The sequence below is a fragment of the Stenotrophomonas maltophilia genome (assembly GCF_006970445.1).
In the GTDB taxonomy this organism is placed as follows: Bacteria; Pseudomonadota; Gammaproteobacteria; order Xanthomonadales; family Xanthomonadaceae; genus Stenotrophomonas; species Stenotrophomonas maltophilia_AU.
In genome coordinates, this window is sequence record NZ_CP033877.1 from 4,033,344 (window position 1) to 4,059,227 (window position 25,884).

25 protein-coding genes and 2 riboswitches are annotated in these 25,884 nt (G+C 67.5%); of the genes, 10 read left to right on the top strand and 15 right to left on the bottom strand.

Annotated features, from left to right (window positions below; translation table 11 throughout):
- Positions 1-50: 50 nt before the first annotated feature.
- The 3 genes from EGM71_RS18465 to EGM71_RS18475 all read right to left on the bottom strand — a co-directional run bounded on the left by EGM71_RS18465 (position 51) and on the right by EGM71_RS18475 (position 1,290).
- A complete protein-coding gene (locus EGM71_RS18465; RefSeq protein ID WP_188489905.1) occupies positions 51-506 on the bottom strand; it encodes a hypothetical protein in 456 nt (151 codons plus the stop codon).
- Between the two features lie 5 nt (positions 507-511).
- The gene (locus EGM71_RS18470) at positions 512-943 is read right to left on the bottom strand and encodes a nuclear transport factor 2 family protein (protein WP_188486263.1); all 432 of its coding nucleotides are present in this window, start codon (positions 941-943) and stop codon (positions 512-514) included.
- Positions 944-1,014: 71 nt separating this feature from the next.
- Positions 1,015-1,290, bottom strand: a complete 276-nt coding sequence (locus EGM71_RS18475) for a GIY-YIG nuclease family protein (protein WP_153854631.1) — start codon at positions 1,288-1,290, stop codon at positions 1,015-1,017.
- A 40-nt stretch (positions 1,291-1,330) separates the two neighbouring features.
- Positions 1,331-1,420, top strand: a riboswitch (glycine riboswitch).
- Positions 1,421-1,433: 13 nt separating this feature from the next.
- Positions 1,434-1,537, top strand: a riboswitch (glycine riboswitch).
- Between the two features lie 84 nt (positions 1,538-1,621).
- On the opposite strand from EGM71_RS18475, the gene EGM71_RS18480 reads away from it, so the two are divergent.
- Positions 1,622-2,239, top strand: a complete 618-nt coding sequence (locus EGM71_RS18480; protein WP_005411215.1) for a trimeric intracellular cation channel family protein — start codon at positions 1,622-1,624, stop codon at positions 2,237-2,239.
- Positions 2,240-2,436: 197 nt separating this feature from the next.
- On the opposite strand, the gene EGM71_RS18485 is transcribed toward EGM71_RS18480, so the two are convergent.
- From EGM71_RS18485 to EGM71_RS18515, 7 genes are all read right to left on the bottom strand, one after another.
- The gene (locus EGM71_RS18485; RefSeq protein WP_188486265.1) at positions 2,437-3,510 is read right to left on the bottom strand and encodes a 3-deoxy-7-phosphoheptulonate synthase; all 1,074 of its coding nucleotides are present in this window, start codon (positions 3,508-3,510) and stop codon (positions 2,437-2,439) included.
- Positions 3,511-3,805: 295 nt separating this feature from the next.
- Positions 3,806-4,063, bottom strand: coding sequence for a hypothetical protein (locus EGM71_RS18490; protein WP_188486267.1), 258 nt, complete (start codon positions 4,061-4,063; stop codon positions 3,806-3,808).
- Positions 4,064-4,176: 113 nt separating this feature from the next.
- Positions 4,177-4,515 carry a DUF6616 family protein gene (locus EGM71_RS18495; RefSeq protein ID WP_188486268.1) on the bottom strand — a complete coding sequence of 113 codons (339 nt, stop codon included), beginning with the start codon at positions 4,513-4,515 and terminating at the stop codon, positions 4,177-4,179.
- Positions 4,516-4,562: 47 nt separating this feature from the next.
- Positions 4,563-5,324 carry a DNA alkylation repair protein gene (locus EGM71_RS18500; RefSeq protein WP_188486270.1) on the bottom strand — a complete coding sequence of 254 codons (762 nt, stop codon included), beginning with the start codon at positions 5,322-5,324 and terminating at the stop codon, positions 4,563-4,565.
- The gene (locus EGM71_RS18505) at positions 5,321-5,821 is read right to left on the bottom strand and encodes a MarR family winged helix-turn-helix transcriptional regulator (protein WP_188486272.1); all 501 of its coding nucleotides are present in this window, start codon (positions 5,819-5,821) and stop codon (positions 5,321-5,323) included. Before EGM71_RS18505 ends, EGM71_RS18500 begins: the two co-directional genes overlap by 4 nt.
- 72 nt (positions 5,822-5,893) lie before the next feature.
- Complete coding sequence (locus EGM71_RS18510) at positions 5,894-7,192, bottom strand: ATP-binding protein (RefSeq protein ID WP_188486274.1); 1,299 nt, start codon at positions 7,190-7,192, stop codon at positions 5,894-5,896.
- A 32-nt stretch (positions 7,193-7,224) separates the two neighbouring features.
- The gene (locus EGM71_RS18515; RefSeq protein ID WP_188486276.1) at positions 7,225-7,932 is read right to left on the bottom strand and encodes a response regulator transcription factor; all 708 of its coding nucleotides are present in this window, start codon (positions 7,930-7,932) and stop codon (positions 7,225-7,227) included.
- Between the two features lie 106 nt (positions 7,933-8,038).
- On the opposite strand from EGM71_RS18515, the gene EGM71_RS18520 reads away from it, so the two are divergent.
- The 3 genes from EGM71_RS18520 (at position 8,039) to EGM71_RS20880 (ending at position 10,181) form a co-directional block, all read left to right on the top strand.
- The gene (locus EGM71_RS18520) at positions 8,039-8,968 is read left to right on the top strand and encodes a retropepsin-like aspartic protease (protein ID WP_188486277.1); all 930 of its coding nucleotides are present in this window, start codon (positions 8,039-8,041) and stop codon (positions 8,966-8,968) included.
- Between the two features lie 87 nt (positions 8,969-9,055).
- A complete protein-coding gene (locus EGM71_RS20875; protein ID WP_223224499.1) occupies positions 9,056-9,601 on the top strand; it encodes a serine hydrolase in 546 nt (181 codons plus the stop codon).
- A 25-nt stretch (positions 9,602-9,626) separates the two neighbouring features.
- Positions 9,627-10,181 (top strand): hypothetical protein, encoded by a 555-nt coding sequence (locus EGM71_RS20880; protein WP_262975120.1) that lies wholly within the window; start codon positions 9,627-9,629, stop codon positions 10,179-10,181.
- A gap of 118 nt (positions 10,182-10,299) precedes the next feature.
- On the opposite strand, the gene EGM71_RS18530 is transcribed toward EGM71_RS20880, so the two are convergent.
- From EGM71_RS18530 to EGM71_RS18540, 3 genes are all read right to left on the bottom strand, one after another.
- The gene (locus tag EGM71_RS18530; RefSeq protein ID WP_188486280.1) at positions 10,300-10,911 is read right to left on the bottom strand and encodes a DUF6445 family protein; all 612 of its coding nucleotides are present in this window, start codon (positions 10,909-10,911) and stop codon (positions 10,300-10,302) included.
- A 132-nt stretch (positions 10,912-11,043) separates the two neighbouring features.
- The gene (groL, locus tag EGM71_RS18535; RefSeq protein WP_014038666.1) at positions 11,044-12,693 is read right to left on the bottom strand and encodes a chaperonin GroEL; all 1,650 of its coding nucleotides are present in this window, start codon (positions 12,691-12,693) and stop codon (positions 11,044-11,046) included.
- Between the two features lie 81 nt (positions 12,694-12,774).
- Positions 12,775-13,062 (bottom strand): co-chaperone GroES, encoded by a 288-nt coding sequence (locus EGM71_RS18540; protein WP_006396661.1) that lies wholly within the window; start codon positions 13,060-13,062, stop codon positions 12,775-12,777.
- Between the two features lie 358 nt (positions 13,063-13,420).
- On the opposite strand from EGM71_RS18540, the gene EGM71_RS18545 reads away from it, so the two are divergent.
- The 5 genes from EGM71_RS18545 to EGM71_RS18565 all read left to right on the top strand — a co-directional run bounded on the left by EGM71_RS18545 (position 13,421) and on the right by EGM71_RS18565 (position 21,800).
- Entirely contained in the window at positions 13,421-15,211 is a 1,791-nt protein-coding gene (locus EGM71_RS18545) for an endonuclease (protein ID WP_188486282.1), read from the top strand.
- A 68-nt stretch (positions 15,212-15,279) separates the two neighbouring features.
- Positions 15,280-15,618: a divalent-cation tolerance protein CutA gene (gene cutA / locus EGM71_RS18550; RefSeq protein WP_014648595.1), complete on the top strand. Its 339-nt coding sequence runs from the start codon at positions 15,280-15,282 to the stop codon at positions 15,616-15,618.
- Positions 15,615-17,996, top strand: a complete 2,382-nt coding sequence (locus EGM71_RS18555) for a protein-disulfide reductase DsbD family protein (RefSeq protein ID WP_188486283.1) — start codon at positions 15,615-15,617, stop codon at positions 17,994-17,996. The genes cutA and EGM71_RS18555 overlap by 4 nt, the downstream gene beginning before the upstream one ends.
- Positions 17,993-18,556, top strand: a complete 564-nt coding sequence (locus EGM71_RS18560) for a TlpA family protein disulfide reductase (protein ID WP_188486285.1) — start codon at positions 17,993-17,995, stop codon at positions 18,554-18,556. Before EGM71_RS18555 ends, EGM71_RS18560 begins: the two co-directional genes overlap by 4 nt.
- 721 nt (positions 18,557-19,277) lie before the next feature.
- The gene (locus EGM71_RS18565; RefSeq protein WP_188486287.1) at positions 19,278-21,800 is read left to right on the top strand and encodes a PepSY domain-containing protein; all 2,523 of its coding nucleotides are present in this window, start codon (positions 19,278-19,280) and stop codon (positions 21,798-21,800) included.
- Positions 21,801-21,845: 45 nt separating this feature from the next.
- Here the strand turns inward: EGM71_RS18565 and EGM71_RS18570 are convergent, their stop codons facing one another.
- On the bottom strand, positions 21,846-24,383 hold the full coding sequence (locus tag EGM71_RS18570) for a methyl-accepting chemotaxis protein (protein ID WP_188486288.1): 2,538 nt from the start codon (positions 24,381-24,383) through the stop codon (positions 21,846-21,848).
- A 202-nt stretch (positions 24,384-24,585) separates the two neighbouring features.
- Here EGM71_RS18570 and EGM71_RS18575 point away from each other — a divergent pair, with 202 nt between their 5' ends.
- Positions 24,586-25,425 carry an arylamine N-acetyltransferase family protein gene (locus EGM71_RS18575; protein WP_188486291.1) on the top strand — a complete coding sequence of 280 codons (840 nt, stop codon included), beginning with the start codon at positions 24,586-24,588 and terminating at the stop codon, positions 25,423-25,425.
- A gap of 80 nt (positions 25,426-25,505) precedes the next feature.
- On the opposite strand, the gene EGM71_RS18580 is transcribed toward EGM71_RS18575, so the two are convergent.
- Positions 25,506-25,877, bottom strand: coding sequence for a VOC family protein (locus EGM71_RS18580; RefSeq protein WP_188486292.1), 372 nt, complete (start codon positions 25,875-25,877; stop codon positions 25,506-25,508).
- Positions 25,878-25,884 lie beyond the last annotated feature (7 nt).

Here is a 25,884-nt window from a genome sequence, read left to right on the forward strand (position 1 = left end):
GATGAATGTCTGTGCAGGACGCATCGAGCTCAGCCACGCATGGCGTGGCTCTACTGCCTCATCGGGCCACCGGGCACCCGCCGTTTCGACCATGTCCGGCAGAAGTCCTCCTTCCTCGCGGTATCGGCAATCTGCGCGGTACTCCAATGCCGGGTGATCCAGATCGTCAGTGCGGTACTGCTGAGATGCCAGCGCAGCATGCCGCGCTGCGGTTGCCGCCACAGGTGGCGTCGGGCAATCCAGAAGGCCTCCCGCTCCACTTCAGGCACCTTCTTCTTCATTCCGTCCTTGTCGAAGAACTGGGCGGTGAAGTGCCATGGATTCATCGGCTGGTATCCCGCCCGTGGTTCACCGCTGCATGCGGCCACACCACTGGGCGTGCGGTCGGCCGGCTTCGGTCGACCGTCCACCAATGCCAGCCCGAGCAGATACAGCAGGCCAGGCAGCAGCGCGATACCGGTGACCAGTACGACGACGGAGATCCATGCCTTGCCGGCAGCGCGCATCGCGCTCACTTCGCCTTCGGTTTCGGGTACCACAGCGCGTTGACGATGACCCAGCGCTGGTCGAAGCGCCCCATGTGGAAGTAGTCGACGAACCACGGGGTTTCCAGCCGCACCGAGGCCGCGTTGCCGGTCACGTCCAGCACCGTGCAGCGGCGATCCCATTGATCCTTCGGCGTCTTCAACGCGCCCTGCTTCGTCAGCGAGACCAGCTCTTCCTTCGACATCCGGCGCAGGCCCAGGCGTTCGTCGGGTGTATCGCCGAGGACCGCGCGCTTGGCCAGGTCCGGATGCAGGGAGCGGGCGACGCGTTGCGGGTCGGCCTCCAGCTGGCCGTCGACGTAGTCGTGGCAGGTGGCTTCGATGGCCGCGATGGTGGCCGGGTCGGCGGCGGGGCTCGTTGCTGCGGAAAGAGCGAACAGCAGGGCGATCGTGGACATCCGGGTCTCCAGCTCTGGGCGCGGGGCGATCATCGCATGGGCCGGGTGGCCCATCCACGCATGGCGTGGATCTACAGAAGCGTCTCGGCCGGTTCCTGCAGCCAGGCCAGCTTGCGTTCGCGCGGCTGCTGCTTGAGTTGCCACTCGGCCCGCGAGGCGGCGGCCCGGTCCGGGTATTCGCGCACGGCCAGCACGCGCAGCGGTGGCCGGGCCCGGGTGTAGCGCGCGCCTTTGCCGGCCTGGTGGGCGGCGAAACGCGCCTCCACATCGGTGCTGATGCCGGCGTAGTAGCTGCCATCGCGGCATTCGAGCAGGTACAGGAACCACGGGCGGAGGGACGGGGCCATGCCCGGATTATGCCGTGCTGCACTGCAGCGGATATACTGGCGCCCGAATGCAGGAGAGAGGCGCCGCGCTGGCGCCCGCCGAAGGCGCAGGCTCCCATGATCGCTCAGGCCGGTGGGCTGGTATCCCACCAACCATGCATTCGACTCGCCGAGCTGGAGAGAGGTCACCGGGCACGCCCGGGACGATCCGCCGAAGGGGCACGCGGCCTAGGCCGCTGAACTCTCAGGCAAAAGGACAGCGGGAGCGGCACCGGTCATCGTCATCCCGTCATTGCGCAGGCAGTGACGGTATACGCGCATGGCCGGCCCCACCGCGCCCGGAGCCTGTCCCATGCTGCTGTCCATCATCTACCTGATTGCCATTTCCGCCGAAGCCATGACCGGCGCACTGTCCGCCGGCCGCCGCCGCATGGACCTGTTCGGTGTGGTCATGATCGCCTGCGTCACCGCCCTCGGCGGCGGATCACTGCGCGACATCCTGCTCGGCCACTATCCGCTGGGCTGGGTGAAGCATCCCGAGTACCTGGGCTTCACCGTATGCGCGGCGCTGATCGCCACCTGGGTCGCACGCTGGATGCACCACTTCCGCCGCACCTTCCTGGTACTCGACGGACTGGGCCTGATCGCCTTCACCCTGATCGGCTGCTCGATCGCGCGCGAAGCCGGCCATGCGATGCCGATCGTGCTGATCGCCGGCATGCTGACCGGCGCGTTCGGCGGCGTGCTGCGCGACATCCTCTGCAACGAGGTGCCGCTGATCTTCCAGAAGGAGCTGTACGCGATCATCGCGCTGCTGACCGGCGCGGCGTATCTATTGCTGCTGCACTGGGGCGTGGCCGACGCCACCGCGATCCTGTGCTGCCTCGGTGGCGGTTTCGCGTTGCGCCTGCTGGCGATCCACTACCGATGGGAAATGCCTAAGTTCGTGTACCACGACGAAGTGCATTGAGGTTCGCGTTCGCCGAGCATGGGGTTCCATGCCTGGCGCGGATCTACCGCACCACCCCGGCGATGTACCTGGCGCTGTCGCTCATGCGCAGCGCCAGGCGCATCGCCGGTGCAGATGGGCCGGTCTCCAACTCCGACCGGCCCTGATCGCGGCCGCACCCCCGCAGGCGCTGGCCGCCATCCACACACGTGCCGCACTCAGGCGGCTTCGGACACCTTCACGTCGCGACGGGCGCGCACGGCCGCAGCCAGTCGCTCCAGCACCGTCACGGTGGTGTCCCAGTCGATGCAGCCATCGGTGATGCTCTGCCCGTAGACCAGCGGCTGGCCTTCGACCAGTTCCTGGCGGCCACCGACCAGATGGCTCTCGATCATCACACCAACGATGCGCTGTTCGCCGTCTTCCAACTGAACGGCGATGTCGTCGATCACCTTCGGCTGGTTTTCCGGGTTCTTCAAGCTGTTGGCATGGCTGGCGTCGATCATCAGGCGCGTCGGCAGCTTGGCCTTGGCCAGCACCTGGCAGGCATCGGCGACGCTGCCTGCGTCATAGTTCGGCTGCTTGCCGCCGCGCAGGATCACATGGCAATCCGGGTTGCCGGTGGTCGATACGATGGCGGTGCCGCCCTGCTTGGTGACCGACAGGAAGTGATGCGGGTTGGACGCCGCACCCACCGCGTCAGCGGCGATCTTGACGTTGCCATCGGTGCCGTTCTTGAAGCCGACCGGGCACGACAGCCCCGAGGCCAGCTCACGATGCACCTGGCTTTCGGTGGTACGCGCGCCGATCGCGCCCCATGCCACCAGATCGGCGATGTACTGCGGCGAGATCACATCGAGGAATTCGACACCGGCCGGCAGGCCGAGCTTGTTGATGTCGCGCAGCAGGCCGCGGGCGATGCGCAGGCCCTTGTCGATCCTGAAGCTGCCGTCCAGGTCCGGGTCGTTGATCAGGCCCTTCCAACCTACCGTGGTGCGCGGCTTCTCGAAGTACACGCGCATGACGATTTCCAGTTCGCCGGCCAGCGCATCGCGCAGCGGCTTCAGGCGCTGGGCGTATTCGATGGCGGCCTTCGGGTCGTGGATCGAGCACGGGCCCACCACCACCGCAAGGCGATCGTCACGGCCATGCAGGATCTGGTGCAGGGCCGCGCGCGAGGCGCTGACGGTGTCGGAGGCTTCATCGTCACAGGGCAGCATCGCCAGCAGCTGGGCAGGCGGTGTCAGCGGTTCGATGGTGCGGATACGCAGGTCGTCGGTGTGCGGGGGCATTGCAGGAGATCTCCGGAACGTTGGGGGTCCCCAGCGTGGCGGCATGAAAAAAGCCGCCAGGTTCGCTGGCGGCTTTCGGGAATGCGTCTGAAGCTTTCTTCAGGGTGAGCGCAGTCCTTCCTCCGCCAGTGGCTTCGGAAAGTAATACCAGTAAAAGCGGGTAGCGGCTGCGTTCATGGGGTGTATTGATAGCACAGCTTTTGCGCAGTGCAAAATGTTTCATCCGCAACTGGGGACGCGGTTCAGCGAGGTGCGCTCCAGCGCTGCCTACGCGGCGGCAGCCACGCAATGTCGCTCATTTGCCATGCACTTCCACGTCCAGCAGCAGGCCTTCGTGGATGTCGGCCCAACGCTCCAGCACGCGGTCCAGCTCCTGCCTGGCCTCGTCCAGCTGCTCGGGGTTGAGCAGGGAGCGCGCGGTATAGAGATCGGAGACCAACCGCCGCAGGGTCGCTTCCGGGATGGCCACCGACGGCCCTTCCAGCCCTGGCAACTGCAATGCCGGGCTGTCGCCAAGCGGGCCGAACAGCGTCACCTGGAGCTTGCTCTGCATGATCAACTTCCCTGCGGATGGACATGGGCAATGTCCTGTTTACCGCGTCCGGGTGACACGCGCATGTGCCGCCCGTGCTGCTGGCCGGGTGCCTGGGCACCTCCGCAGCACCGCTACAACGCGGCCAGGTCGGCCAGGTGCTGGTCCATGCTGTCCACTGCACCAATGGCATGGGTGGTGGTGAAGTACGCATGCCAGCCAGTAGCAGCAATGCCAGCCACCAGTGCATCAGCCTCATCGCGGCTGGCGCAGTGCCAGACCGCATAGAACTGCTCGCCGCTGCCGTGCGGCACGTCCGTGGCGATGCGACCCATCGCCAGTGGGGCAATGCGTGCCGGATCGAAGTGCTGCATGCCGGCACCGATACGGGCGAAGAAGGCATTCCGCTGCTCGGGCGGGAGTGTGGTCCAGGCGGGGGTGGCGATGTAGAGCTCGATGAAGGTGTGGGACATGGTGGTTCTTCCTTGAGGGTTCGGGGGTTGCCGGCCAGCGGCCGGCACTACCGGAGCGAGCGCAGTGCGCGTTTGCGGATGTAGGCATTGGCGTCGCCGTGGTGTTCGTACTGCCAGCGCGCGCACAGCGCATGCAGCCACTGCGGCTGTGTCTTGCCGGCATCATTGAGCCAATTGCCGACCGAGTCCTGCACATAGCGCTCCGGGTCATCAGCAAGCGCTTCCAGCATCGCCTCTGCAAGTTCCGGGTGCTGCTTGAACAGCGCGACATGTGTGGCCCACACGCCGCGCGGGCGCAGCGCTTCGCAGGCAAAGCGGCGCAGGTACGGCGATCCTTCCTGCGTCCACGGTTGCAGGTACTCCAGCGCCTGCAGTGGTGCGGCAACAATGTCGGCACGCGCGGCAACAATGTCGGCACGCAACGCCAGCCACGCCCATTCGCGCACGCCGAAGTGCGGGTCGTCGGCTAGTGGTCGCATCGCCTGCAGCTTGGCCGGCAGCGTCGCGCCGGCATCGTTGCCGGTCAGATAGCAGGCCCAGCCACGCACCGTGTCCGATGCATGCGCCTGCCAACGCGCAGGATCCCCCTGCCCGGCTTCGTGCAGCAGCCGCGCCGCCAGCGCCATGCGCTGGGTGATGCCCTTGCCTGATGCATCGCGCATGCACTGCAGCGCTTCCGGCTCAAGCGCAGGCGCCACCCCTTGCAACAGCTCGGCGAAATCTACTGCCAGGCATTCGGCCAGATGGGTGGCGGCGGCGTTGCCGCTATTGAGTGCACGCAGTCGATCCGCAGGAATGCGCGGGCTCATGCTGCGGATTCCCGTCCGGCGTCCGTGTGCTGCCAGACCTTGTGCAGCAGCTGTGACAGCTGCTGCTGTTCATCAGCATCCAGGCCGTTGAACAGCCCACCGATCCATTGCGTGTGCTGCTCGAACAGCGACTCGGCCAAGCGTTTTCCCGGTGCGGTCAACACGATCTGCAGACGACGACCATCCCCGTCATCGCTGCGACGCCGCAGCAGGCCTTCACGCTGCAGGCCATCGAGCAGGCCGCTGATGGTGGCGCGGGTCACGCCGGCGCGCTCGGCCAGCGCGTGCGGCGGCAGTGCGCCACCGGCCCCGTGCAACAGGAACAGCACGATGAAGCGACCCTCGCTGAGCCCATGCGGTGCCAGCCGCGCGGCGCAGTCGCGATCGATCGACGAAGACAGCGAGAGCAGCTGGAAGCACAGGCGCAGCTGCGCGATGTTGGCATGGCCGCGCCGCTGCGCTTCCTCAATCAAGGCATGGTGCTTGGCTTCGATCATCTGACAGTCGCATATGATTAGGCGGCTAATCATATTGTCAAATAGCTGAACCAGGCAAACCGTATGTGAATTTCAGCTAGTGCTTGCCAGCAGCAGGCGTGCGATCAGCCCACCGCCCTCACGGTGCAGCAGCTGCAGTTCGCCCGCGTGGCGCCTTGCTACATTGGCAGCCACAGCCAGTCCGAGTCCGGCGCCACCGGTGGCGCGGCTACGCGAGCTCTCGCTACGCTGGAACGGTTGCAGGAGGCGGGCGCGGTCGGCCTCGGCGATGCCGGGGCCGCGATCCATCACATCCAGCTGCACGCTGTGGCCCACCATGGCGACCCGCAACTCCACACCCCCGGCGTAGCGCTCGGCGTTATTGATGAGATTGTCGACCGCGCGCCGGAGCAGCAGCGCGTCGCCGTGCCAGGGCAGACTGTCCGGCCCCTGGAGGGAGATTTCGGCACCGCGCAGCAGCGCTGCCTGCACGCACTCCTCCAGCAGCGCAGCCAGATCCAGCGAGTGCATCTGCATCGGCTGCAGTTCACCACGTGCGTAGTCCAGCACCTGCTCGATCATCGTATCCATGCGTTCGATGTCCGCCACCATCCGTGCCGCCTGTGGCGCAGGTGCGAACTCGGCGCGTAGGCGCAGGCCGGTCAGTGGCGTGCGCAGGTCATGTGCTACGGCGGCCAGCATGTGGGTCATGTCCTGTGCCTGTACGCGTAAGCGATCGCGACCGGTGCTGATCGCGGAAGCCAGCATCTGAACTTCGCGTGGGCCGTCATCCGGCAACGGCGTATCGGCCTGCAGGTCCACACGTGCGCTGGCTTGGGCCAGGCGCCGCAACGGGCGCCCCAGCCGTACCGACGCCCACGCTGCCAGCGGCGCCAGCAGGACGGCACCGCCCAACAGTGCAATCACCACCTGGCGTCGCCAGGCCGCCAGATCGCTGTGATCGCTACCGACCACCTGCCAACCGCCACCGGCCCGGCGCACGCCCAGTTCGAACGGCGGCCATTGCATGGCAGTGAGCGCCGCGGCCTGCGTCTCCAGCACGCCAGCCCGCGCCGTGGCATCGAGCACCGTTCCGCCCTCGATGACCTGCACGTCGGGCGCCTTGCCCTGCCCGCTCCAGACCAGGCGTACATCCTTGACCGGCAAGCCCATCTGAAGCGCCGCCAGCTGTGTAAGCCAGTCGCTGGCGCTACCCTGTGGCGGCACATCCTGCATTGCCATATGCAGGCCCAGCGGCGCTGGCGCCTGTTCCCCACGCAACACCTGCATGGCCTGATCCAGCCGCATCGGCGGCGGCGCGGGCCGAGGCATCCAGCCGACCACGGCCACACTGACCAGGGTCGCCAGCAGTAGACTGGCCAAGGCCAGCATTGCGATCCAGCGTGTGGTCGACCACCGGGTGTTCACAGCACCTGTACCTCGACGTCGAAGCGATAGCCTTCGCCGCGTGACGTCTGCACCAGGGCTTCTGCACCGGGTGAGGCCTGCCCCAACTTGCGGCGCAGCCGGCTGATCGCGAGGTCAACGGCGCGATCGACGCTGTCACTGCCTTCACCGCGGCTCAGCTGCAGCAGCTGCTCGCGCCCCAGCACTCGCCCGGGACGTTCGGCCAGCACCAGCAGCAGGCTGAATTCACCGCGGCTGAGCACCAGCTCATTTCCATCCGGCGCGAACAGGCGGCGCTGCCCGGGCAGCAGTCGCCAGCCAGCAAAGCGGAGTTCGCTGGCCACCTGGCTGCGCAGCTTGTCCTGCCGGCGCAGCAGCGCGCGCACCCGTGCCAGCAGTTCGCGCGGGTCGAACGGCTTGGCCAGGTAGTCGTCCGCGCCCATCTCAAGGCCGATCACCCGGTCCGGTGCACTCCCCATCGCCGACAGCATCAGGATCGGGATGGCCCGTGCCTGCAGTCGTCGGCAGACCGACAGGCCATCTTCGCCGGGCATCATCCAGTCGAGGATGATCACATCCGGACGGTCGACCTGCAGCAGCACGTCCAGCGCCGCTGCGTCCGCCGCCACACGCACCTGGTAGCCATGCAGCAACAGGCAGTCGGCGATGGCATCACGGATGCTGGCGTCGTCATCGACAACAATGACACGGGCGGGAGTCGTCATGCGGGCAGTATCGGGCCGGTCTGTATCAGGACGGTATCAACAGCGATATTCCCGCGATACGCCGCTGCGCGCCAATGGGTGCCCATGATCACTGCGGAGATTTCCCTTGCGCCTCATCCTCCTGTCCCTGCTTGCTGCGCCACTGCCTGCGCCGGCGTCCGATGCCCCCGAACACGTGCTGCCGATGTGGATGCAGGGCGGTCATCCGGCCGTGGCCGTGTCGCTGGACGGGCGTGCCGAACCGCTGCGCTTCGTGGTCGACAGCGCGGCGGGAGCCACCCTGGTCGATGACCGCGTCGTGCGGCGCTATGGCCTGGAAGATGCGGATGCAGAGGTATCACAGGCCCAAGGGGCGAGTGCAGCATCGGCGCGGCTGCAGCGCATGCGCAGCACGTCCTGGCAGCTGGGCAGTTGGCAGCTGCAGGCCCAAGCCATGAAGGTCGATCTGTCGTCGTTGCCGAAGGACGATGATCCGGACATTGACGGCTTGATCGGCAACGATCTGACCGGGCGTTGGGACACCCGTTGGGACTTCGGCCGCAATCAACTGGCGCTGTGGACGCCTGGCCGATTGAACCTGGAAGGACCGGGTTGCCAGCCCAATGCGCTGCCCGGCCGCACTGACGGCCTGCGCCAGTTCGGCTTCATCGCGCTTGCACTGGGCGCGCCCGCCGTGGACGCCATCGCCGTGGTCGACACCGGTGCCGCGCAGACCATCCTCAACGCCGAAGCAGCCCGCGCACTGGGGCTGCGCACCGACGGCAGCGACGCGCGGGTGCGGGTGCGTGAAAAGGGCACCGAAGGCCTGGGCGGCGGAAAGCAGGCGACCTGGCTGTACACCCTGCCCGGCATGACCGGCAGCGGCTGGCAGCACCCGTCGATGGAGGTCCGCATCAGCGAACTGCCGGTGTTCAAGGCGATCGGCCTGGAGGCCCGGCCGGCGCTGATCCTCGGTGCCGATGCAATGCGCGGCGGCCAGGTGGACATCGGTGCCGGCGCAGCACGGATCTGCCTGCGCCGGCCGCAGGCCAGCTGACATCTGGCAATGACGCCAGCGGCAGCCTGGCGTAGCATCGCCGTGCGCCCCACCAGGAGTTCCACGCATGTGCCGTGCCACCCTGATGTGCTGACGCTGCTCCCGCTGGCGGTACTGGCCGCGCCGCCACCCGTGCCCACGCCGGCTCGCATCGATGCCGAAGCACAGCGGCTGATGCAGGCGGCCCATGCGCGCGGGATGGCGCTGGCGATGATCGATGACGGCAAGGTGGTGCATGTGGCCGCCTACGGTGAACGCAACGCCGCAGGCGAGCCGCTGCGCACCGACACCGTGATGTACGCTGCGTCACTGACCAAGATGGCCTTCGGCCACCTGGTCGCACAACTGGTGCAGGACGCGCGTATCGATCTGGACGCCAGCATTGCTACCGCCCTGGACAAACCGCTGCCGGACTATCCACCGGAACCGAAGAAGTACGCCGACTACAGCGTACTGGCCAGCGATGCCCGCTGGCGCCAGCTCACGCCACGCCAGCGGCTTTGCCAATTTCGGCTTTCTCGAACCGGATGGCCGGTTGAAGTTCCACTTCGAGCCCGGCAGCCGCTACGCCTATTCCGGCGAGGGCCTGATCCTGCTGCAGTTCGTGATCGAACGCGGGCGACTGGGCGATGATGTGGGTGCGTAGATGCAGCAGCGCGTGTTCGATCGCTTCGGCATGGCGCGCACCAGCATGGTGTGGCGCGCGGATTTCGCCGGCAACCTGGCCGATGGCTGGACGGCCGAAGGCAATACAGAGCCGCACGATGAACGCAGCCGTGTGCGGGCGGCGGGGTCGATGGATACCACCATCACCGACATGGCCCACTTCGCCGCCGGCTATGTGCGCGGCGATGGGCTGTCCCCGGCAATGCGCAGGGAGCTGGTGCGGCCACAGCTACCGATCACCACCGCCAGCCAGTTCCCAACACTGCAGCCGGAGCTGCCCGTTGCGCAGCAGCACAGGGATCTGGCCGCGGGCCTGGGCGTAGTGACCTTCCGTGGTCCCCAGGGTGCAGGCTTCTACAAGGGCGGCCACGACGATGCGGTCGGCAACACCCTGGTGTGCATCGAGCGGCACAAACGCTGCGTGGTGATCCTGGGCAACGATGTGCGGGCGGAGGCTACGTTCCCGGCACTGGTGGCGTTCGTGCTGGGCGATACCGGCGTGCCATGGCAGTGGGAATACGGCGCGGCGAAGGCATTCGTCGAATGAGGGCGCGTTGACGCCTGCATGGCAAGTGCGGCTGGACGGGTGCATCCACGCATGGCGCGGATCTACCAGCGAAACCGTGCACCTGTAGATCCACGCCATGCGTGGATGCCTGCCCCGCTCAGCGCGCCTGCTCGAAGAACATCAGGTACACCAGCCGGCCATTCTCCGGGCGGTCACCGAACGCCGGCCCGGCGGTATGCCAGAACCAGGGCCGCAGCAGCACCAGCCGGTTGAAGCGCATCGGGATGCGCATGGTCATTTCCCACTGGCTGTCATCGTTGCTATCGCGCTCGATGATGTCGCGATGCATGTCGCCGCCGTTGGCATAGCCCAATGCGGCCAGCTCCGCGGCATCCAGGGCCATGCGCTCGGTGCCGGTGCGGCGGTGGCGGAAGAACTCGGTGCCGCCCTCGCAGTGCTCCGATGCACTCAGGTAAAGGATGCCCGACCAGTGCGAGTGGTCGGCGTGTACCTTGGCGCGGCCGGTGTCACCGGCCAGGGTAAGGCGGAACTTGCCGTGCGACTGCAGCGGGTTGACCGGCCGCAGCGGTTCGTTGACCAGCCGCGAGACCGCGCCGGACAGTCCATCCAGATCCAGGCGCTGCTGCGAATTGCGGCCGGGGAACGCGCCCTCCTGCACGGGATAGGTCAGGCCCAGCGCCGCCTGGCGCAACCCCTGCGCATCGGCGGGAGAGAGGAAGTCGTCGACGACGATGAACGAGGTAGGCATGGTCACCGAGCGTAGCGATGCACTGCGGCGACGGCAACCGGGCAACGAAAAACCCCGCCTCGCGGCGGGGTTTTTCTTTACATCGGGCAAGCGTGCCGACCAAGGTCGGCAACGACCGCCGGGGGCGCGGACTTAGAAGTCCATGCCGCCCATGCCACCCATGCCGCCCATGCCACCGGCGCCACCCATGGCCGGCTCGTCCTTCTTCGGAGCTTCGGCAACCATGGCTTCGGTGGTGATCATCAGGCCGGCGATCGAGGCAGCGTTCTGCAGCGCCGAACGGGTCACCTTGGTCGGGTCCAGGATGCCGAACTGCAGCATGTCGCCGAACTCGCCAGTGGCGGCGTTGTAGCCGAAGCTGCCGGTGCCTTCCTTGACCTTGTTGATGATGACCGACGGCTCTTCGCCGGCGTTGGCCACGATTTCGCGCAGCGGGGCTTCCATCGCGCGCAGGGCGATCTGGATGCCGTGGTTCTGGTCTTCGTTGGCGCCCTTCAGGCCGGCCAGCGCGGTGACCGCACGGACCAGGGCAACGCCGCCGCCCGGGACCACGCCTTCTTCAACGGCTGCACGGGTGGCGTGCAGGGCGTCGTCGACGCGATCCTTCTTTTCCTTCATTTCGATTTCGGTCGAAGCGCCGACCTTGATCACGGCAACGCCGCCGGCCAGCTTGGCCACGCGTTCCTGCAGCTTCTCGCGATCGTAATCGGAGGAGGTGTCCTGGATCTGGGTCTTGATCTGGCCGACGCGTGCATCGACGGCAGCCTTGTCACCCACGCCATCGATGATGGTGGTGTTTTCCTTGGAAACCTGCACCTTCTTGGCGCGGCCGAGGTCCTTGATGGTGGCCTTTTCCAGCGACAGGCCAACTTCTTCGGAGATCACGGTGCCGCCGGTCAGCACGGCCATGTCTTCCAGCATCGCCTTGCGACGGTCGCCGAAGCCCGGAGCCTTGACGGCCACGACCTTGACGATGCCACGGATGGTGTTGACCACCAGGGTGGCCAGCGCTTCGCCTTCGACTTCTTCAGCGACGATCAGCAGCGGCTTGCCGGCCTTGGCGACGCCTTCCAGCACCGGCAGCAGGTCACGGACGTTGGAGATCTTCTTGTCGTGCAGCAGGATGAACGGGTCATCCAGGTCAGCGGTCTGCGACTGCTGGTTGTTGATGAAGTACGGGGACAGGTAGCCGCGGTCGAACTGCATGCCCTTGACCACGTCCAGCTCGTTGTCCAGGCCCGAGCCTTCTTCAACGGTGATCACGCCTTCCTTGCCGACTTCCTTCATCGCGTCGGCGATGATCTGGCCGATCGACTCGTCCGAGTTGGCCGAGATGGTGCCGACCTGGGCAATCGCCTTGTCGTCAGCGGTCGGCTTGGAGATGGTCTTCAGCTCGGCAACGGCGGCCACGACGGCCTTGTCGATACCACGCTTCAGGTCCATCGGGTTCATGCCGGCGGCAACAGCCTTGGCACCTTCGCGGATCAGGGCCTGGGCCAGCACGGTGGCGGTGGTGGTGCCGTCGCCTGCGTCATCGTTGGTGCGCGAAGCAACTTCCTTCACCATCTGCGCGCCCATGTTCTCGAACTTGTCAGCCAGTTCGATTTCCTTGGCGACGGAGACGCCGTCCTTGGTGATGGTCGGCGCGCCGAAGCTCTTTTCCAGCACGACGTTGCGGCCCTTCGGGCCCAGGGTGGCCTTGACGGCATTGGCGAGAACGTTGACGCCGCGCACCATGCGCGAACGGGCGTCTTCACCGAAACGAATATCCTTGGCAGCCATTGCATTTACCTCATTGGTAGCGCCGGACAAGGCCCGGCGGCTGGGATTTGGGGATCAGGTTGAAACAGGTCGCGCCGAGGCTCAGCCGATGACGGCGAGCACGTCGTCTTCGCGCAGGACCTTGTACTCGACGCCTTCGCTCTTGTACGAGCTGCCGGCGTACTGGCCGTAGATGACCTTGTCGCCGACCTTCAGCGACGGAGCGCGCACGCTGCCGTTGTCCAGCGGCTTGCCCGGGCCGACGGCCACGACTTCACCCTTGGTGGACTTTTCCTTGGCCGAATCCGGAATGACGATGCCACCGGCGGAGATTTCGTCGGCTTCGATCGGCTTGACCACAACGCGGTCGTGCAGCGGCTTGATGCTCATGAGAGACCTCTTAAGTTATTGATTGGTCTGAAAAAGTCTGGCGATGTTAGCACTCACCCCAGGTGACTGCCAGCATTGCTCGCGAAAAAGCCCGATGAATCGGGAGCAGGACAGAGATGGAGCTGCGCCCGGACCTTTCAAGGCCGGACAAGCAAAAATTTTCTGCGCCCGGAAATGCACCGATCCCTGCCCTGCGTGAAGACATTCAGGCCGGTGCAACGCGACAACCCCGTGTCCAAAACCCTCGACATTTGGTGATACGCGTCGCACTGTCAGATATCTGACGTTCATTTACGACAAAGTGTCACTGGATCGGCCTTAGGCTCGGCCCCGCATTCCCAATCACAAGGAGTAGTCGATGCGATTGCTGTCCCCGCTTGCCGCCGCCTGCCTGCTGGCCCTGGCCGCTGCGCCGGCCCAGGCCGAGGTCTTCATCAATGAACTGCACTACGACGACAGCACCGCCGCCGGTGACGTCGGCGAAGCGATCGAGGTCGTGGCCACCGCCGGTGAGGACCTGTCCGGCTACCGCCTGTACCTGTACAACGGGTCCAACGCTTCGGCGGCCGTGGTCTACGCCAACAATCCGGTCCCGGCCGGCACCGCCGCCAGCTGCGGCAGCGCGACCATCGCCGTGGTCAACTACCCGACCAACGGCCTCCAGAACGGCCCGAACGACGGCATCGCCCTGGTCGATGCCAGCGGCAAGGTGGTCCAGTTCCTCAGCTACGAGGGCGCCATCACCGCCTCCGGCGGCCCTGCCGCCGGCATGACCAGCCAGAACATCCCGGTGGCCGAGACCAACAGCACGGCGCCGGGCACCTCGCTGCAGCTGACCGGCAGCGGCAGCCAGTACGCCCACTTCACCTGGGCCGAATCGGCCAAGCAGACGTTTGGCAGCTGCAACAACGGCCAGACCTTCAGTGGCGGCGGTACCCCGGGGCCGAACACGCCGCCGTCGGTCTCCACCACCACCCCGGCGCAGGGCAGCAGCACCTTCCCGGCTGCCGCCGACCTGGAAGTGGTGTTCAGCGAGACGGTGAACCTGGCCAGTGGCGCCTTCGCCCTGAGCTGCGGCACCTCCGGCAGCGTGCCGCTGACCTTCCCGGCCAGCGGTCGCAGCGTGAAGCTGTCCACCAACACTGCACTGGTGGCCGGTGAAGCCTGCCGCTTCGACATCCGCGCCGCGCGCATCACCGACCTGCAGGGCGCACACCCGGCCGCCGACAGCCGCATCGCCTTCACCGTGGCCAGCACCGGCGGCAATCCGGACCCGGGCAACCCGGGCGTGCCGGCCGGCTACTACTCCAAGGTCAACACCAGCAGCCCCAGCCAGCTGCGCTGCTCGCTGCACGCCACCATCAAGGGCCATACCGCCTATCCGTACAGTGGCTCGGGCACCAGCACCTGGACCATCCTGGAAATCGCCGACGAGGATCCGAACAATTCCGGCAGGATCCTGGATGCGTACCGCAACCGCAGCTACGCCAAGGTGACCGACCGCGCCGGCAGCGGCAGTGGCCTGAAGTACAACCGCGAGCACACCTGGCCGAACTCGCTGGGCTTTGCCACCACCACCGGTGACAAGGGCCTGCCGTACGCGCCGTATACCGACACCCACATGCTGTACCTGACCGACGCGCAGTGGAACGCCGACCGTGGCAACAAGCCGTTCGGCAAGTGCGACGCCAACTGCGGCGAGCGCGCCACCGAGGCCAACAACGGCCAGGGCGGCGGCAGCGGCGGCTATCCGGGCAATTCCAACTGGGTGCGCACCCCGGACGGCAACACCGGCACCTTCGAAGTGTGGGGCAAGCGCAAGGGCGACATGGCGCGTGCGGTGATGTACATGGCGATCCGCTACGAGGGCGGCAAGGATGCGGCGACCGGCCAGTCCGAGCCGGACCTGGAGCTGACCGACGACCGCAGCAAGATCGCCAAGACCAGCAGCTCGCCGGCCTACATGGGCCTGCTGTCGACGCTGATCGACTGGCATCTGTCCGATCCGCCGGATGATGCCGAGCGTGCGCGCAATGACGTGGTCTACAGCTTCCAGGGCAACCGCAACCCGTTCGTCGACCACCCCGAGTGGGCAACCCCGGCCCTGTTCACTTCGGCCAAGCCGGCGACCTGCCAGCTGGCCAACTGACCGCGCAACGCAGCGGTCCATTGCCGCCGCCGGGCCCTGACCCGGCGGCGGCCCTATACTCGACGGTCATGTCGACCGTCGATCCCGTCCTGCTGCTGTTGACCACCTGCCCGGACCGGGCCAGTGCCGAGCGCATCGCGCACGCGCTGGTCGGCGAGCGCCTGGCCGCGTGCGTGACCCGCCTCGATGGCGCGCAGTCGACCTACCGCTGGCAGGGCGAGGTGACCACCGACGCCGAACTGCAGCTGCTGGTGAAAACCACCGCGAGCCGCGTCGATGACGCGATTGCCCGGATCGTCGCACTGCATCCGTATGAACTCCCGGAGTGCATCGCGGTCGAAACCCGGGCCGGCCTGCCGGCGTATCTGGACTGGATCCGGGCACAGACCCGGGAGGACACTGATTGAAGACTCTGTTTGCGCGCGGCGCCGCCTTGTGCGCCCTGTTGTGGCTCTCGCTGCCGGCCTTCGCGCTGGATGAGAAGGACCTGCTGCCGGTGGACCAGGCGTTCGCGCTGACCGCCAGTGCCCCCGAACGGGGCCAGGTGCAACTGCAGTTCAAGATCGCGCCGGGCTACTACCTGTATCGCCACCGCACCAGCGTCAAGGCCGACCCGGCCTTCAACGCCGGCGCGCTGCAGATGCCCAAGGGCGACAAGCACCACGACGATTTCTTCGGCGAGGTCGAGACCTATCGCGAGCGCCTGCAGGCCACCCTGCCCGGCACGCCGACCGAGGCCGCCGGCACCATCAGCCTGGAAGTGCGTTACCAGGGCTGCGCCGATGCCGGTGTGTGCTACCCGCCGCAGAAGCGCGTGGTGCAGGTCACCCTGCCGGGCGCCGGTGCGGCGTCCGCGCCGCCTGCCGCGCGTACCGGTGCGGCAAGCCCGTTCAACAACCCGCTGGCCGGTGCCGGCAACACGGGCGGGCTGCGCCTGCCGGGCGCGGCCAGCAACAGCCAGGCGCTGCCACTGCCGTCGGAGCAGGCGTTCGGCTTCGATGCCATCGCCAGCGACGGCAACACCCTGCTGCTGCGCTTCAGCCCGGCGCCCGGCTATTACCTGTATCGCGACCGCACCTCGCTGAAGCTGGAAGGCAGCGCCGGCGTGCTGGCCGACAAGCCGCGTTGGCCGGCCGCGCAGTCGCATCGCGACGAGCACTTCGGCGATGTCTCGGTGTACTTCAACCAGGTGGAGGTGCCGCTGCCGCTGCGCCGCACCGTCACTGAGGCGGTCGACAGCACCCTGGTGGTGACCTTCCAGGGTTGCCAGACCGATGGCATCTGCTACCCGCCGATGACGCGCCGGGTGAAGCTGTCGATTCCGGCCGGCAAGATCAACGCCAGCGCCGGCCAGGCGCCAGCGCGCGACGACGTGATCAATCCGCTGCGCGCTGCCGGTGAGCCGCGTGAGTCCGCCAACGGCGCACCGCTGCGCCTGCTGCCGACCGTCCCGAACGACGGCGCTGCCGCCCCGGCTACCGCCGGAAGTGAAGGCGCAGGCAATGAGTTCGCCGCCGACGCGCGGGGTGACAACGCGCTGCGCACGCGCCCGCCGGCGACCACCCCGAACCCGGACCGTTCGTTCGTCTGGGTGCTGCTGCTGGCGCTGGCCGGTGGCCTGGTGCTGAACCTGATGCCCTGCGTGCTGCCGATCCTGTCGCTGAAGGTGCTGAGCCTGGCGCAGAGTGGTGAAAGCCCTGAGCGGGCGCGCAGCCACGCCCTCTGGTACACGCTGGGCGTGCTGGTCGCGTTCGCGGTGATCGGCGCGCTGATGGTGGGCCTGCGTGCGATCGGCAACGCCGTCGGCATCGGCTTCCAGCTGCAGCACCCGGGCGTGGTGGCGGCACTGGCGTACATCATGTTCGCGGTGGGCCTGAGCCTGTCCGGCGTGTTCACCCTCGGCGGTGGCATCGGCAACCTCGGCCAGTCGCTGGCCAGCCGCAGCGGCCCGGCCGGCGATTTCTTCACCGGTGCGCTGGCCTGCCTGGTCGGCAGTGCCTGCGTCGGCCCGTTCATGGGCGGTGCGATCGCCTACGCGTTCATTGCCCCGCCGCTGAAGGCGATGACCGTGTTCCTGTTCCTCGGCCTGGGCCTGGCGCTGCCGTTCCTGCTGATCGGCTTCGTGCCGGCGCTCGCACGCCGCCTGCCCAAGCCCGGCCCCTGGATGGAAACGCTCAAGCACGTGCTGGCCTTCCCGATGTATGCCACCGCGCTGTGGCTGCTGTGGGTGCTGGGCAAGCAGCGCGGCGTGGACGGCATGGCGCTGGTGCTGGGTGGCCTGCTGCTGTTCGCCTTCGGCCTGTGGCTGTTCGAGCGCAACCGCTGGACCGGCTCGCGGGCAGTGACCCTGCTCGGCGTGTTGTTGGCAATCGGTGCACTGGTTCCCGCCTGGGGCGTCACCCAGCTGGCACCACCGGCGCGTGCCGCACAGGCCGCCAGCGACAACGTGGTGGACTATTCGCCGCAGCTGCTGGACCGCCTGCGCGCCGACAACCGCGTGGTGTTCGTCAACATGACCGCCGACTGGTGCGTGAGCTGCAAGGCCAATGAGCGTGCCGTGCTGTCGCGGCCGGAGTTCAAGGAACTGCTCAAGCGCACCAATGCGGTGTACATGCGCGGTGACTACACCAACGTCGATCCGCAGATCACCACGTTCCTGGAAGAGCACAAGGCCGTGGGCGTGCCGCTGTACGTGGTGTACGGCCCGGGTGCGCCGCCGACCGTGCTGCCGACCCTGCTGACCCAGGCGGTGGTCGAGGAAGCGCTGCTGCGCACCGCACGATGAAATGGCAACGGCCAGCGCTGCTGTGGACAGCGGTGCTGGCCGCCGGCCTCGGCCTGTGGGCCGGGCATCGTTTGTCACCTGCCCCGTCTGCACCGGCCGCGCCAGCGACGGCTTCCACAGCGACGGCCGTGACGCCCACGCTGCAGGTGGGTGATCCCTTGCCGGCGCTGACGCTGCCGGACCTGGCGGGACAGCCGCTGGACCTGCGCGCTCGCTTCGCCGGCCGCCCGCTGCTGATCAACGTCTGGGCCAGCTGGTGTGCGCCCTGCGTGGAAGAGATGCCCGAACTGGCGCGCTTCGCCGATGCCCAGGGCGACACCGGCGTGCAGGTGCTGGGCCTTGCACTGGACACCGCGGACGACGTGCGCAGTTTCCTGCAGCGGGTACCGGTGGATTACCCGATCGTGGTCGAAACGCCGGGGCCACGCGATGCCAGCGTACAGCTGGGCAATACGCAGGGCCTGCTGCCCTACAGCGTGCTGTTCGATGCACAGGGGCGGATGGTGAAGGTCAAGTTGGGGCCGTTCGCCCACGGCGAGATCGACCGCTGGGTGAAGTGAGGGTTCGGCAGGGTTGCACCCTGCACCTGCAGAGGCCTTCAAGCCACGGCAACTGCAACCGCCAAAACGGCTCAGGATTGCTGATGGCTTGGCGAGGCGGTGCGGCTGGGCAGGACACGCCGTAAACCCCGCTCCGCGGTCCGGCCCAGCCGCTGGCGGCTGTACGTTCGGGCGCTTGCGAAGCAGTGCTTCGCAAGCAAAGCGCCCTCACCCATGGGGGCTCGATGGCGCCATCCATGGCGCCAACGGTCCTGCCCAACCACACCGCCCCACCTCTGACAGACTCCCGCAGCTGTTGGTAGGTGTCGACCTTGGTCGACACATCTGTCAGATATCGAAATGAATCCGGGGTCAGATCCGTTTTCCTGCGGAAGAACGGATCTGACCCCAAGAGTATTTCCGACAGATCGCGGAAATCTGTCTAAGGCGGGGTGGGTCCGGTTGCGGGGGGGTCCGCGGCATGGATGCCGCGGCCAAGCCCCCAAGGATGGGTTTACGGCGTCCCCCGCAACCGGACCCACCCCGCCAACCCCAGGAAACCTGCTGTTGCTGTTGCTGTTGCTGTTGCCGGCCAGCGGCCGGCACTACTGCGGGTGCCGGGCGCCGCCCGGCCGATCCCCCCGCTTGACCGCAGGCAGGGCGCCACGGAGAATTCCGCGACTAATTCTCATTTGCTGTTGCGCAGGATGCGGGCGGCAGCCTTCCGGGCCCTCCTCCTTCGATGTTCAAGAACGTCCTGTTCCAACTGCACTGGCTGCTGGGCATCACCGCCGGTGCCGTGCTGGCCGTGATGGGCCTCAGTGGCGCCACGTTGTCCTTCGAGGACGAGCTGCTGCGCGCCGCCAATCCCGGCTTCGCCGAGATCGCCGAGCACCATGCCGAGGGACAGCATCCCCTTGCACTCAGTGAACTGGTGCCGCTGCTGCAGTCCGGCAGCGACCGCCCCCTGCAACGCCTGCGCGTGGATGCCACCGGGCAGCGGCCGTCGGTGGCACGCTTTGCTGGTGGCAAGGAAAACTGGGTGTATTTCGATCCCTACAGCGGTGAGCGCTTCAGCGCCCTGCGCGGGCAGGCGTTCTTCGACTTCGTCGAGGATCTGCATCGCCACCTTGCCGCGGGCGAACGCGGCAAGTGGATCACCGGCAGCTGTGCCATCGCCCTGCTGTTCTTCACCCTGTCCGGGCTCTACCTGCGCTGGCCACGACGCTGGTGGCACTGGCGCAGCTGGCTGGCAGTGGAGTGGAAACGCAGCGGACGGGGCTTCCTGTGGAGCCTGCACTCGGTGGTCGGCACCTGGGTGCTGCTGATCTACCTGATGAGCGCGCTGACCGGCCTGTGGTGGTCGTTCGACTGGTACCGCAGCGCGGCCAACACGCTGCTGGGCGTGGCCCCGGCGGCCAAGCACAAGGTCGCCACCGATGCGCCGCTGGATCTGCACCGTATTGAAGCCACTCTTTACGCGTTGCCAGGCGTGCGCACCGGCTTCATCGACCTGCGCCTGCCTGAGAAACCCGGGCAGGCACTGAATGTGCGGGTGATGGCCGGTGACCCGGCGCAGCGCAGCGGCGGCCATGATCGGGCACACGACCTGCTGCAGCTGGACCCAGGCACCGGCGCCGTCCTCGATAGCCGCCCCTATGCACGCCAGGGCACCGGCGGCCAGTTGGCCACCAGTGTGTTCGCGCTGCATTCGGGCAGCTACTTCGGCGTACCCGGTCGCGTGGTGGTGATGCTCAGCAGCCTGGGCATGAGCCTGTTCTTCATCACCGGCTGGATGCTGTACCTGGACCGCCGGCGCAGCCAGCGTGCCGCGCGCGGGCTGCGCCAGTCGCTGCCGATGCCGGCCAGCGATGCCGGCAACGCGGCGTGGCTGGTGGTGCATGCCAGCCAGAGCGGGCTGGGCGAGCAGCTGGCCTGGCGTGCGGCGGCGCAGCTGCAGGCGGCCGGCCATGCGGTGCAGGTGCTGCCGCTGGCGCGCATCGATGCCGCGCACCTGCTGCGTGCATCGAACGCGCTGTTCGTGCTGAGCACCTTCGGCGACGGCGAGCCGCCCGACGCCGCCCGGCGCGCAGCGCGGCAGTTGCTGGCACAAGCGCTGGACCTGTCGGGCCTGCAGTTCGGCCTGCTCGCGCTGGGTGACCGCCAGTACCCGCATTACTGCGGCTTCGGCCGCCAGGTCGATGGCTGGTTGATCCGCAACGGCGCGCACGCACTGTTCGAGCGCATCGACGTCGATGCCGCCTCGGTCCCGGCGCTGCGCCAGTGGCAGCAGCAGCTGGGTGCGCTGACCGGCATCGCCACCGATGACAGCGTGCTGCCTGCCGCTACGCAGATGCACGAGTGGCGCCTGCTCGGCCGCGATCGCCTCAATCCAGGCAGCGTTGGCGGTGCCATCTGGCGCATCCGTCTTGCGGCACCGGCCGAGGTGCAGTGGCAGGCCGGCGACATCCTGCATATCGCCCCCCGCCACAACGCGCGGCATGCCAGCGCGGTGTTGAAGGCCCATGGGCTGGATGCGCAGCAACCCCTGCTGGTCGACGGCCATCCGCGCACGCTGTTGGCACTGGCCAGCGAACGCGAGCTGCCCGATGCCGATGCCGCACTGGCGGTGCAGGATGCCTGCCTGTGGCTGGGCGGGCTGCCGCTGCTGCCGGGGCGCGAGTATTCGATCGCTTCCACTGTCGACGATGGCGCGGTGGAGCTGGTGGTGAGGCTGGTGCATGACGCCTCCGGTCGTGCCGGGCTGGGCTCGGGATGGCTGTCACTGCATGCACCGATCGGTGCATGCATCGTTGCCCGCGTGCATCGCAACCCCGGTTTCCATCGCGTCAGTGGTGTGCCGATGGTGCTGATCGGCAACGGCACCGGCATCGCCGGCCTGCGCAGCCTGTTGCGCGAAGCCGCCCACGCAGGCGACCACGGGCACTGGCTGCTGTTCGGCGAACGCCAGCGTGCGCACGATTTCCTGTTCGCCGAAGAGATCGAAGCGTGGCAGGCCCAGGGCCATCTCGCGCGGGTGGACCTGGCGTTCTCGCGCGATGGCGACGGCGGGTATGTGCAGGATCGCCTGCAGGCGGCCAGCGATACGCTGCGCGACTGGATGCAGCGTGGTGCGGTGATCCACGTCTGCGGTTCGCTGCTGGGCATGGCCGAAGGCGTGGACCAGGTGCTGCGTACCGCGCTGGGCGATGAAGTGGTGGAAACGCTGCTCGAGGACGGGCGCTACCGCCGCGACGTGTACTGAGCCATTCGGTGGTGCCGGCCAGCGGCCGGCACTACTGGGGCAGATTCAGGCCGCCGCGCGCGCCTGGGGCATCGACTGCAGGCGGAACGCGCCCACCGCTTCGGCCAGAGCGTGCACCTGGGCCTGCATCTGCGCCGTCGAGGCACCGGCCTCTTCCACCAGGCTGGCATTGCGCTGGGTGCTGGCCTCCATCTGCACGATGGTCTGGTTCACCTGCGCGATGCCGGCATGCTGGTCCTGCGACGCACTGCGGATACCAGCCAGCAGGTCGGCCAGCTGCTGCACGCTGCCGACGATCTCGCCCATCGTGGTGCCGGCCTGCTCGGCCTGCTGGTTGCCCTGCCCGACGCGCGCCACCGAATCCTCGATCAGTCCCTTGATCTGCTTGGCCGCCTCGGCACTGCGCTGCGCCAGCAGGCGTACTTCCGCAGCCACCACGGCGAAGCTGCGGCCCTGCTCGCCGGCGCGCGCCGCTTCCACCGCCGCATTGAGGGCAAGGATGTTGGTCTGGAAGGCGATGCCGTCGATCAGCTGGGTGATGTCGCCGATCCGTCGCGAGGCCTCGCTGATGCCCTGCATGGTCGCGACCACCTGGCCGACGGCCTCGCCCCCCCGCTGGGCCACCACTGCCGCACCCTGCACCAGGGCATCGGCGCGACCTGCTGCATCGGCGTTGCGGCCGACGGTATCGGTCAGCTCGTGCATCGACGCCGCAGTCTCTTCCAGGTTGGCGGCCTGCTGCTCGGTGCGCTGCGACAGGTCGTGATGGCCGGCAACGATCTCGCCGACACCGGTATCGAGGCTGGACGCAACGTGCTGGATGCGGGTGACAATGCGGCCCAGCTGCGCGACGGTGGTATTGGCATCGTCGCGCATGCGTGCGAACACACCCTGCAGCTCCCCCTCCATGCGCACGCTGAGATCGCCACGGGCCAGCGCGGCCAACAATGCCTGAAGGTCGCCCAGGTTGGTTTCAAAGGTGGCCAGCAGGCGGTTGATGCTGGTCGACAATGTGCGCACGAAGCCCTGCTTGCCCTCCAGCACGATGCGGCCATGCAGGTCGCCGTGTGCTGCAGCATCGACCAGGGCAGCCACTTCGGTTTCCAGCAGCGTTTCCAGCGCACGACTGCGCCATTCCACCGCGACGCCGAGGAACTGCCCTTCGTCGATGACGGGGTTGGCAATCAGCTGGTAGCGCACACCGGCATGACCGATCTCGCGCTCCTCGCGCTGGCGCACGTCGGCCAGGCTGGCCAGCGCCGGATGCAGGCGCACTGCATCGCTGCCCACCAGATCTTCGACCTCGCGCTCGAGTTGCTGCAGCAGTGCCGGATTGACGTAGGCCACCTGGCCCTCGGCATCGATCACCATCAAGCCGGTCTGCGCACTGTCCAATGCCTGCCGCACACGGGTGTTGCCGCGTGCCAGGGCACGCTCGGTCCCGATGCGCGCGCGCAAGCGCTGCTGCATGTCGACCAGGCGCTGGGCCAGCTGGCCGATCTCATCATTGGCGTTGTAGACGCGCAAGGTGGTGTCGAGGCGATCATCGGCGATGTCGCTGGCGAAGCGCAGGGTGTCCTCGATCGGCTGGCGCACCGCACGCAGCACCAGCACCAGACTGGTGATCAACACACCGGCGACCAGCAGCAGGGTCACTGCAAACAGCACGCTCATGGTGCGCGCACCGGCCTGCTGGCGGGCCTGGGCATGGGCCAGCGCCGCTACCTGCGCCTGCTGGAACGCAGCCAGTGCCGGCGCCACGCCGGCAGCGGCATCCAGCAGCGACTGCGCTTCCACATCCAGGCCGACGCGGGCAGCGGTGTAGCCCAGCAACGCGATCTGATAGCCGTCCATGCCGCTGCGCAGGGTGTCCTGCACGTCGGCAGGCAACCCGGTCAATGCGAGGTCGAAGGGCAGCTTTTCCTCGCTGGCGCGGTCGGCATGGGTGGAGTCGCCGTCAAGCAGCAGCAGCGCCTCCTGCCTGCGCATCTTCTGCAGAGACAACGCCAACGGAGGCCGCTGCAGCGCATCCACCTGCGCCTGCAGGGTGTCGGCCGCCTGCTGCAGCTGCGCAGCGAGGCCCGCATCACCACGCCCCATCTCATCGACGCGTTCGAACAGCGCGGCCACACCCTGCGAGAACGCGTCGGCGGCTTCGGTCAGTGCCTGCAGCGCCTGGCGCCGGCCGGCATCCATCGGCATCGCGCGCAGCGCCTGCAGATCGATCTGCAACGCCTTCTGCGTTGCCAGCAGCTGCGCGCGGTCGGCATCGTCGAAACTGCGTGCATACTGGGTCTGCAGACGACGCGCCTCGGCCACCCGCGTGGCCAGGCTCGCGGCCAGGTCACTGCCACGCTGGTAGCTGGCCTGGCTGCGTGCAGCCTGGGTGTTGGCATGGCCGGTCCAGCCGTAGACGGCAGCGATCGCGATCAGGCCCAGGCCACAGACCCACAAGGTCGCCTTGAGCTTGTTGGCCACGCTCAGCCGGTGCGGTTGCAGCCACAGCAGCAGGCCGGGGGACGCCGAGCGCAGCGCGGCAAGCCGCAGGCGCAGGGACCGGAAGTGGGGGACGACGGCCGACATGACAGGCTCCAGGCGGAAGGACGCACCTGTATCGGCTGGATCTGGAGCAACTTTAGGGATTTTTTGGGCCAGCCCCACCGATGGCTGGCGGACGCGGCCTTTGTACCCGGCACAGGCGACGGGGGCATGACACCCGCGCGGTGCTTGACCTCAACCCCGGTTGGGGGAGCACAGTGGACTCCCTCCCCCGCCCGGTGCCTCCATGACGACGCTCGATGTCCCCCGCTACCTGCAACGCCTGCAGCTGGATGCCCCGCCACCGCTGACGCTGGCGGGTCTGACGCTGCTGCAGCAGCGCCACAACGCACTGCTGCCGTTCGAGACCCTCAGCTGCCTGTTGCGCGATGCGGTACCGATCGACCTGGACAGCGTGCAGCGCAAGCTGCTCGACGACCGCCGTGGCGGTTACTGCTTCGAACTCAATGGGGGCCTGCTGGCGCTGCTGCAGGCCTTGGGCTTCGATGCGCAGCCGTTGAGCGCGCGCGTGCTGCTGGCCGCCCAGGACGGCGAACTGACCGCGCGGACCCACCTGCTGCTGCGCGTGCAGGTGGACGGCGATGACTGGCTGGTGGATGCCGGTTTCGGCAGCCTGACCCCGACCGTACCGCTGCGCCTGCACGACCCGCAGCCGCAGGCCACGCCACACGAGCGCTACCTGCTGCAGCGCCTGCCCGGTGGGGGGGATTTCGTGCTGTCCGCCGAATCCGCCGACGGCTGGCGGGCGATGTACCGCTTCGACCTGCACGCGCCCGCGCCGATCGACAACGTGGTGGGCAACTGGTACGTGTGCACCCATCCCGATTCCAGTTTCCCCGGCCAGCTGCGCGCGTCGCTGACCGGGCCGGACTGGCGACGCACCATCGGCAGCGGCAACTACACCGAGTACCGCCCCGGCAAGGCACCGGACAAGCGCCCGCTGCATGATGTTGGCGACGTGCGCGAGGTATTGCAGCAGCGCTTCGGCATGCAGCTGCCGGACGACCGACGACTGGATCCGGCGATCAACGACTGGCTGCAGCGCTCGCGTGCCCCGACGGAGTAGCCGCTGCACGTGTAGCGTCGAGCCAAGCTTGACGGGTGCATTGGCGGCGTAATCAACAGCAGCCGAGCATGGGCCCGTCTCTATGGATTCGTGCGCGCCTGCAGCGCAATGCGGTTGCCTTCGCTGTCGGCAATCTCGGCCACGCGCCAGTCGCCGGCATCGGCCGGGCCGAAGCGCAGCCCAGCGCCCGCCTTCAGCGCGCGATCGACGCTGGCGTCCAGGTCATCAACCCCGATGTAGATGCGCGCGCCGTGTTCGGAAGGCAGATAGTCCGCACCCTGCACCAGCGCCATGCTGGCACCGACGACCTCGTCGGCAAACGGAAGGTAGGCCATCCTGCAGTCGTGCAGCAGGATCGGTTCGTCCACCGCCACCTGCAGCCATTGCTGGTAGAACGTGATGGCCCGGGCCAGGTCAGTGACCGGTATCTCAACGTGCAGGATGGGGTTCATGTCCGCA

Excerpts from the sequence above, each read along its gene's own strand:
- EGM71_RS18465 (WP_188489905.1), bottom strand. The coding sequence starts at position 506 with ATGCGCGCTGCCGGCAAGGCATGGATCTCCGTCGTCGTACTGGTCACC.
- EGM71_RS18470 (WP_188486263.1), bottom strand. The coding sequence starts at position 943 with ATGTCCACGATCGCCCTGCTGTTCGCTCTTTCCGCAGCAACGAGCCCC.
- EGM71_RS18475 (WP_153854631.1), bottom strand. The coding sequence starts at position 1,290 with ATGGCCCCGTCCCTCCGCCCGTGGTTCCTGTACCTGCTCGAATGCCGC.
- EGM71_RS18480 (WP_005411215.1), top strand. The coding sequence starts at position 1,622 with ATGCTGCTGTCCATCATCTACCTGATTGCCATTTCCGCCGAAGCCATG.
- EGM71_RS18485 (WP_188486265.1), bottom strand. The coding sequence starts at position 3,510 with ATGCCCCCGCACACCGACGACCTGCGTATCCGCACCATCGAACCGCTG.
- EGM71_RS18490 (WP_188486267.1), bottom strand. The coding sequence starts at position 4,063 with ATGCAGAGCAAGCTCCAGGTGACGCTGTTCGGCCCGCTTGGCGACAGC.
- EGM71_RS18495 (WP_188486268.1), bottom strand. The coding sequence starts at position 4,515 with ATGTCCCACACCTTCATCGAGCTCTACATCGCCACCCCCGCCTGGACC.
- EGM71_RS18500 (WP_188486270.1), bottom strand. The coding sequence starts at position 5,324 with ATGAGCCCGCGCATTCCTGCGGATCGACTGCGTGCACTCAATAGCGGC.
- EGM71_RS18505 (WP_188486272.1), bottom strand. The coding sequence starts at position 5,821 with ATGATCGAAGCCAAGCACCATGCCTTGATTGAGGAAGCGCAGCGGCGC.
- EGM71_RS18510 (WP_188486274.1), bottom strand. The coding sequence starts at position 7,192 with ATGCTGGCCTTGGCCAGTCTACTGCTGGCGACCCTGGTCAGTGTGGCC.
- EGM71_RS18515 (WP_188486276.1), bottom strand. The coding sequence starts at position 7,932 with ATGACGACTCCCGCCCGTGTCATTGTTGTCGATGACGACGCCAGCATC.
- EGM71_RS18530 (WP_188486280.1), bottom strand. The coding sequence starts at position 10,911 with ATGCCTACCTCGTTCATCGTCGTCGACGACTTCCTCTCTCCCGCCGAT.
- groL (WP_014038666.1), bottom strand. The coding sequence starts at position 12,693 with ATGGCTGCCAAGGATATTCGTTTCGGTGAAGACGCCCGTTCGCGCATG.
- EGM71_RS18540 (WP_006396661.1), bottom strand. The coding sequence starts at position 13,062 with ATGAGCATCAAGCCGCTGCACGACCGCGTTGTGGTCAAGCCGATCGAA.
- EGM71_RS18545 (WP_188486282.1), top strand. The coding sequence starts at position 13,421 with ATGCGATTGCTGTCCCCGCTTGCCGCCGCCTGCCTGCTGGCCCTGGCC.
- cutA (WP_014648595.1), top strand. The coding sequence starts at position 15,280 with ATGTCGACCGTCGATCCCGTCCTGCTGCTGTTGACCACCTGCCCGGAC.
- EGM71_RS18560 (WP_188486285.1), top strand. The coding sequence starts at position 17,993 with ATGAAATGGCAACGGCCAGCGCTGCTGTGGACAGCGGTGCTGGCCGCC.
- EGM71_RS18565 (WP_188486287.1), top strand. The coding sequence starts at position 19,278 with ATGTTCAAGAACGTCCTGTTCCAACTGCACTGGCTGCTGGGCATCACC.
- EGM71_RS18570 (WP_188486288.1), bottom strand. The coding sequence starts at position 24,383 with ATGTCGGCCGTCGTCCCCCACTTCCGGTCCCTGCGCCTGCGGCTTGCC.
- EGM71_RS18575 (WP_188486291.1), top strand. The coding sequence starts at position 24,586 with ATGACGACGCTCGATGTCCCCCGCTACCTGCAACGCCTGCAGCTGGAT.
- EGM71_RS18580 (WP_188486292.1), bottom strand. The coding sequence starts at position 25,877 with ATGAACCCCATCCTGCACGTTGAGATACCGGTCACTGACCTGGCCCGG.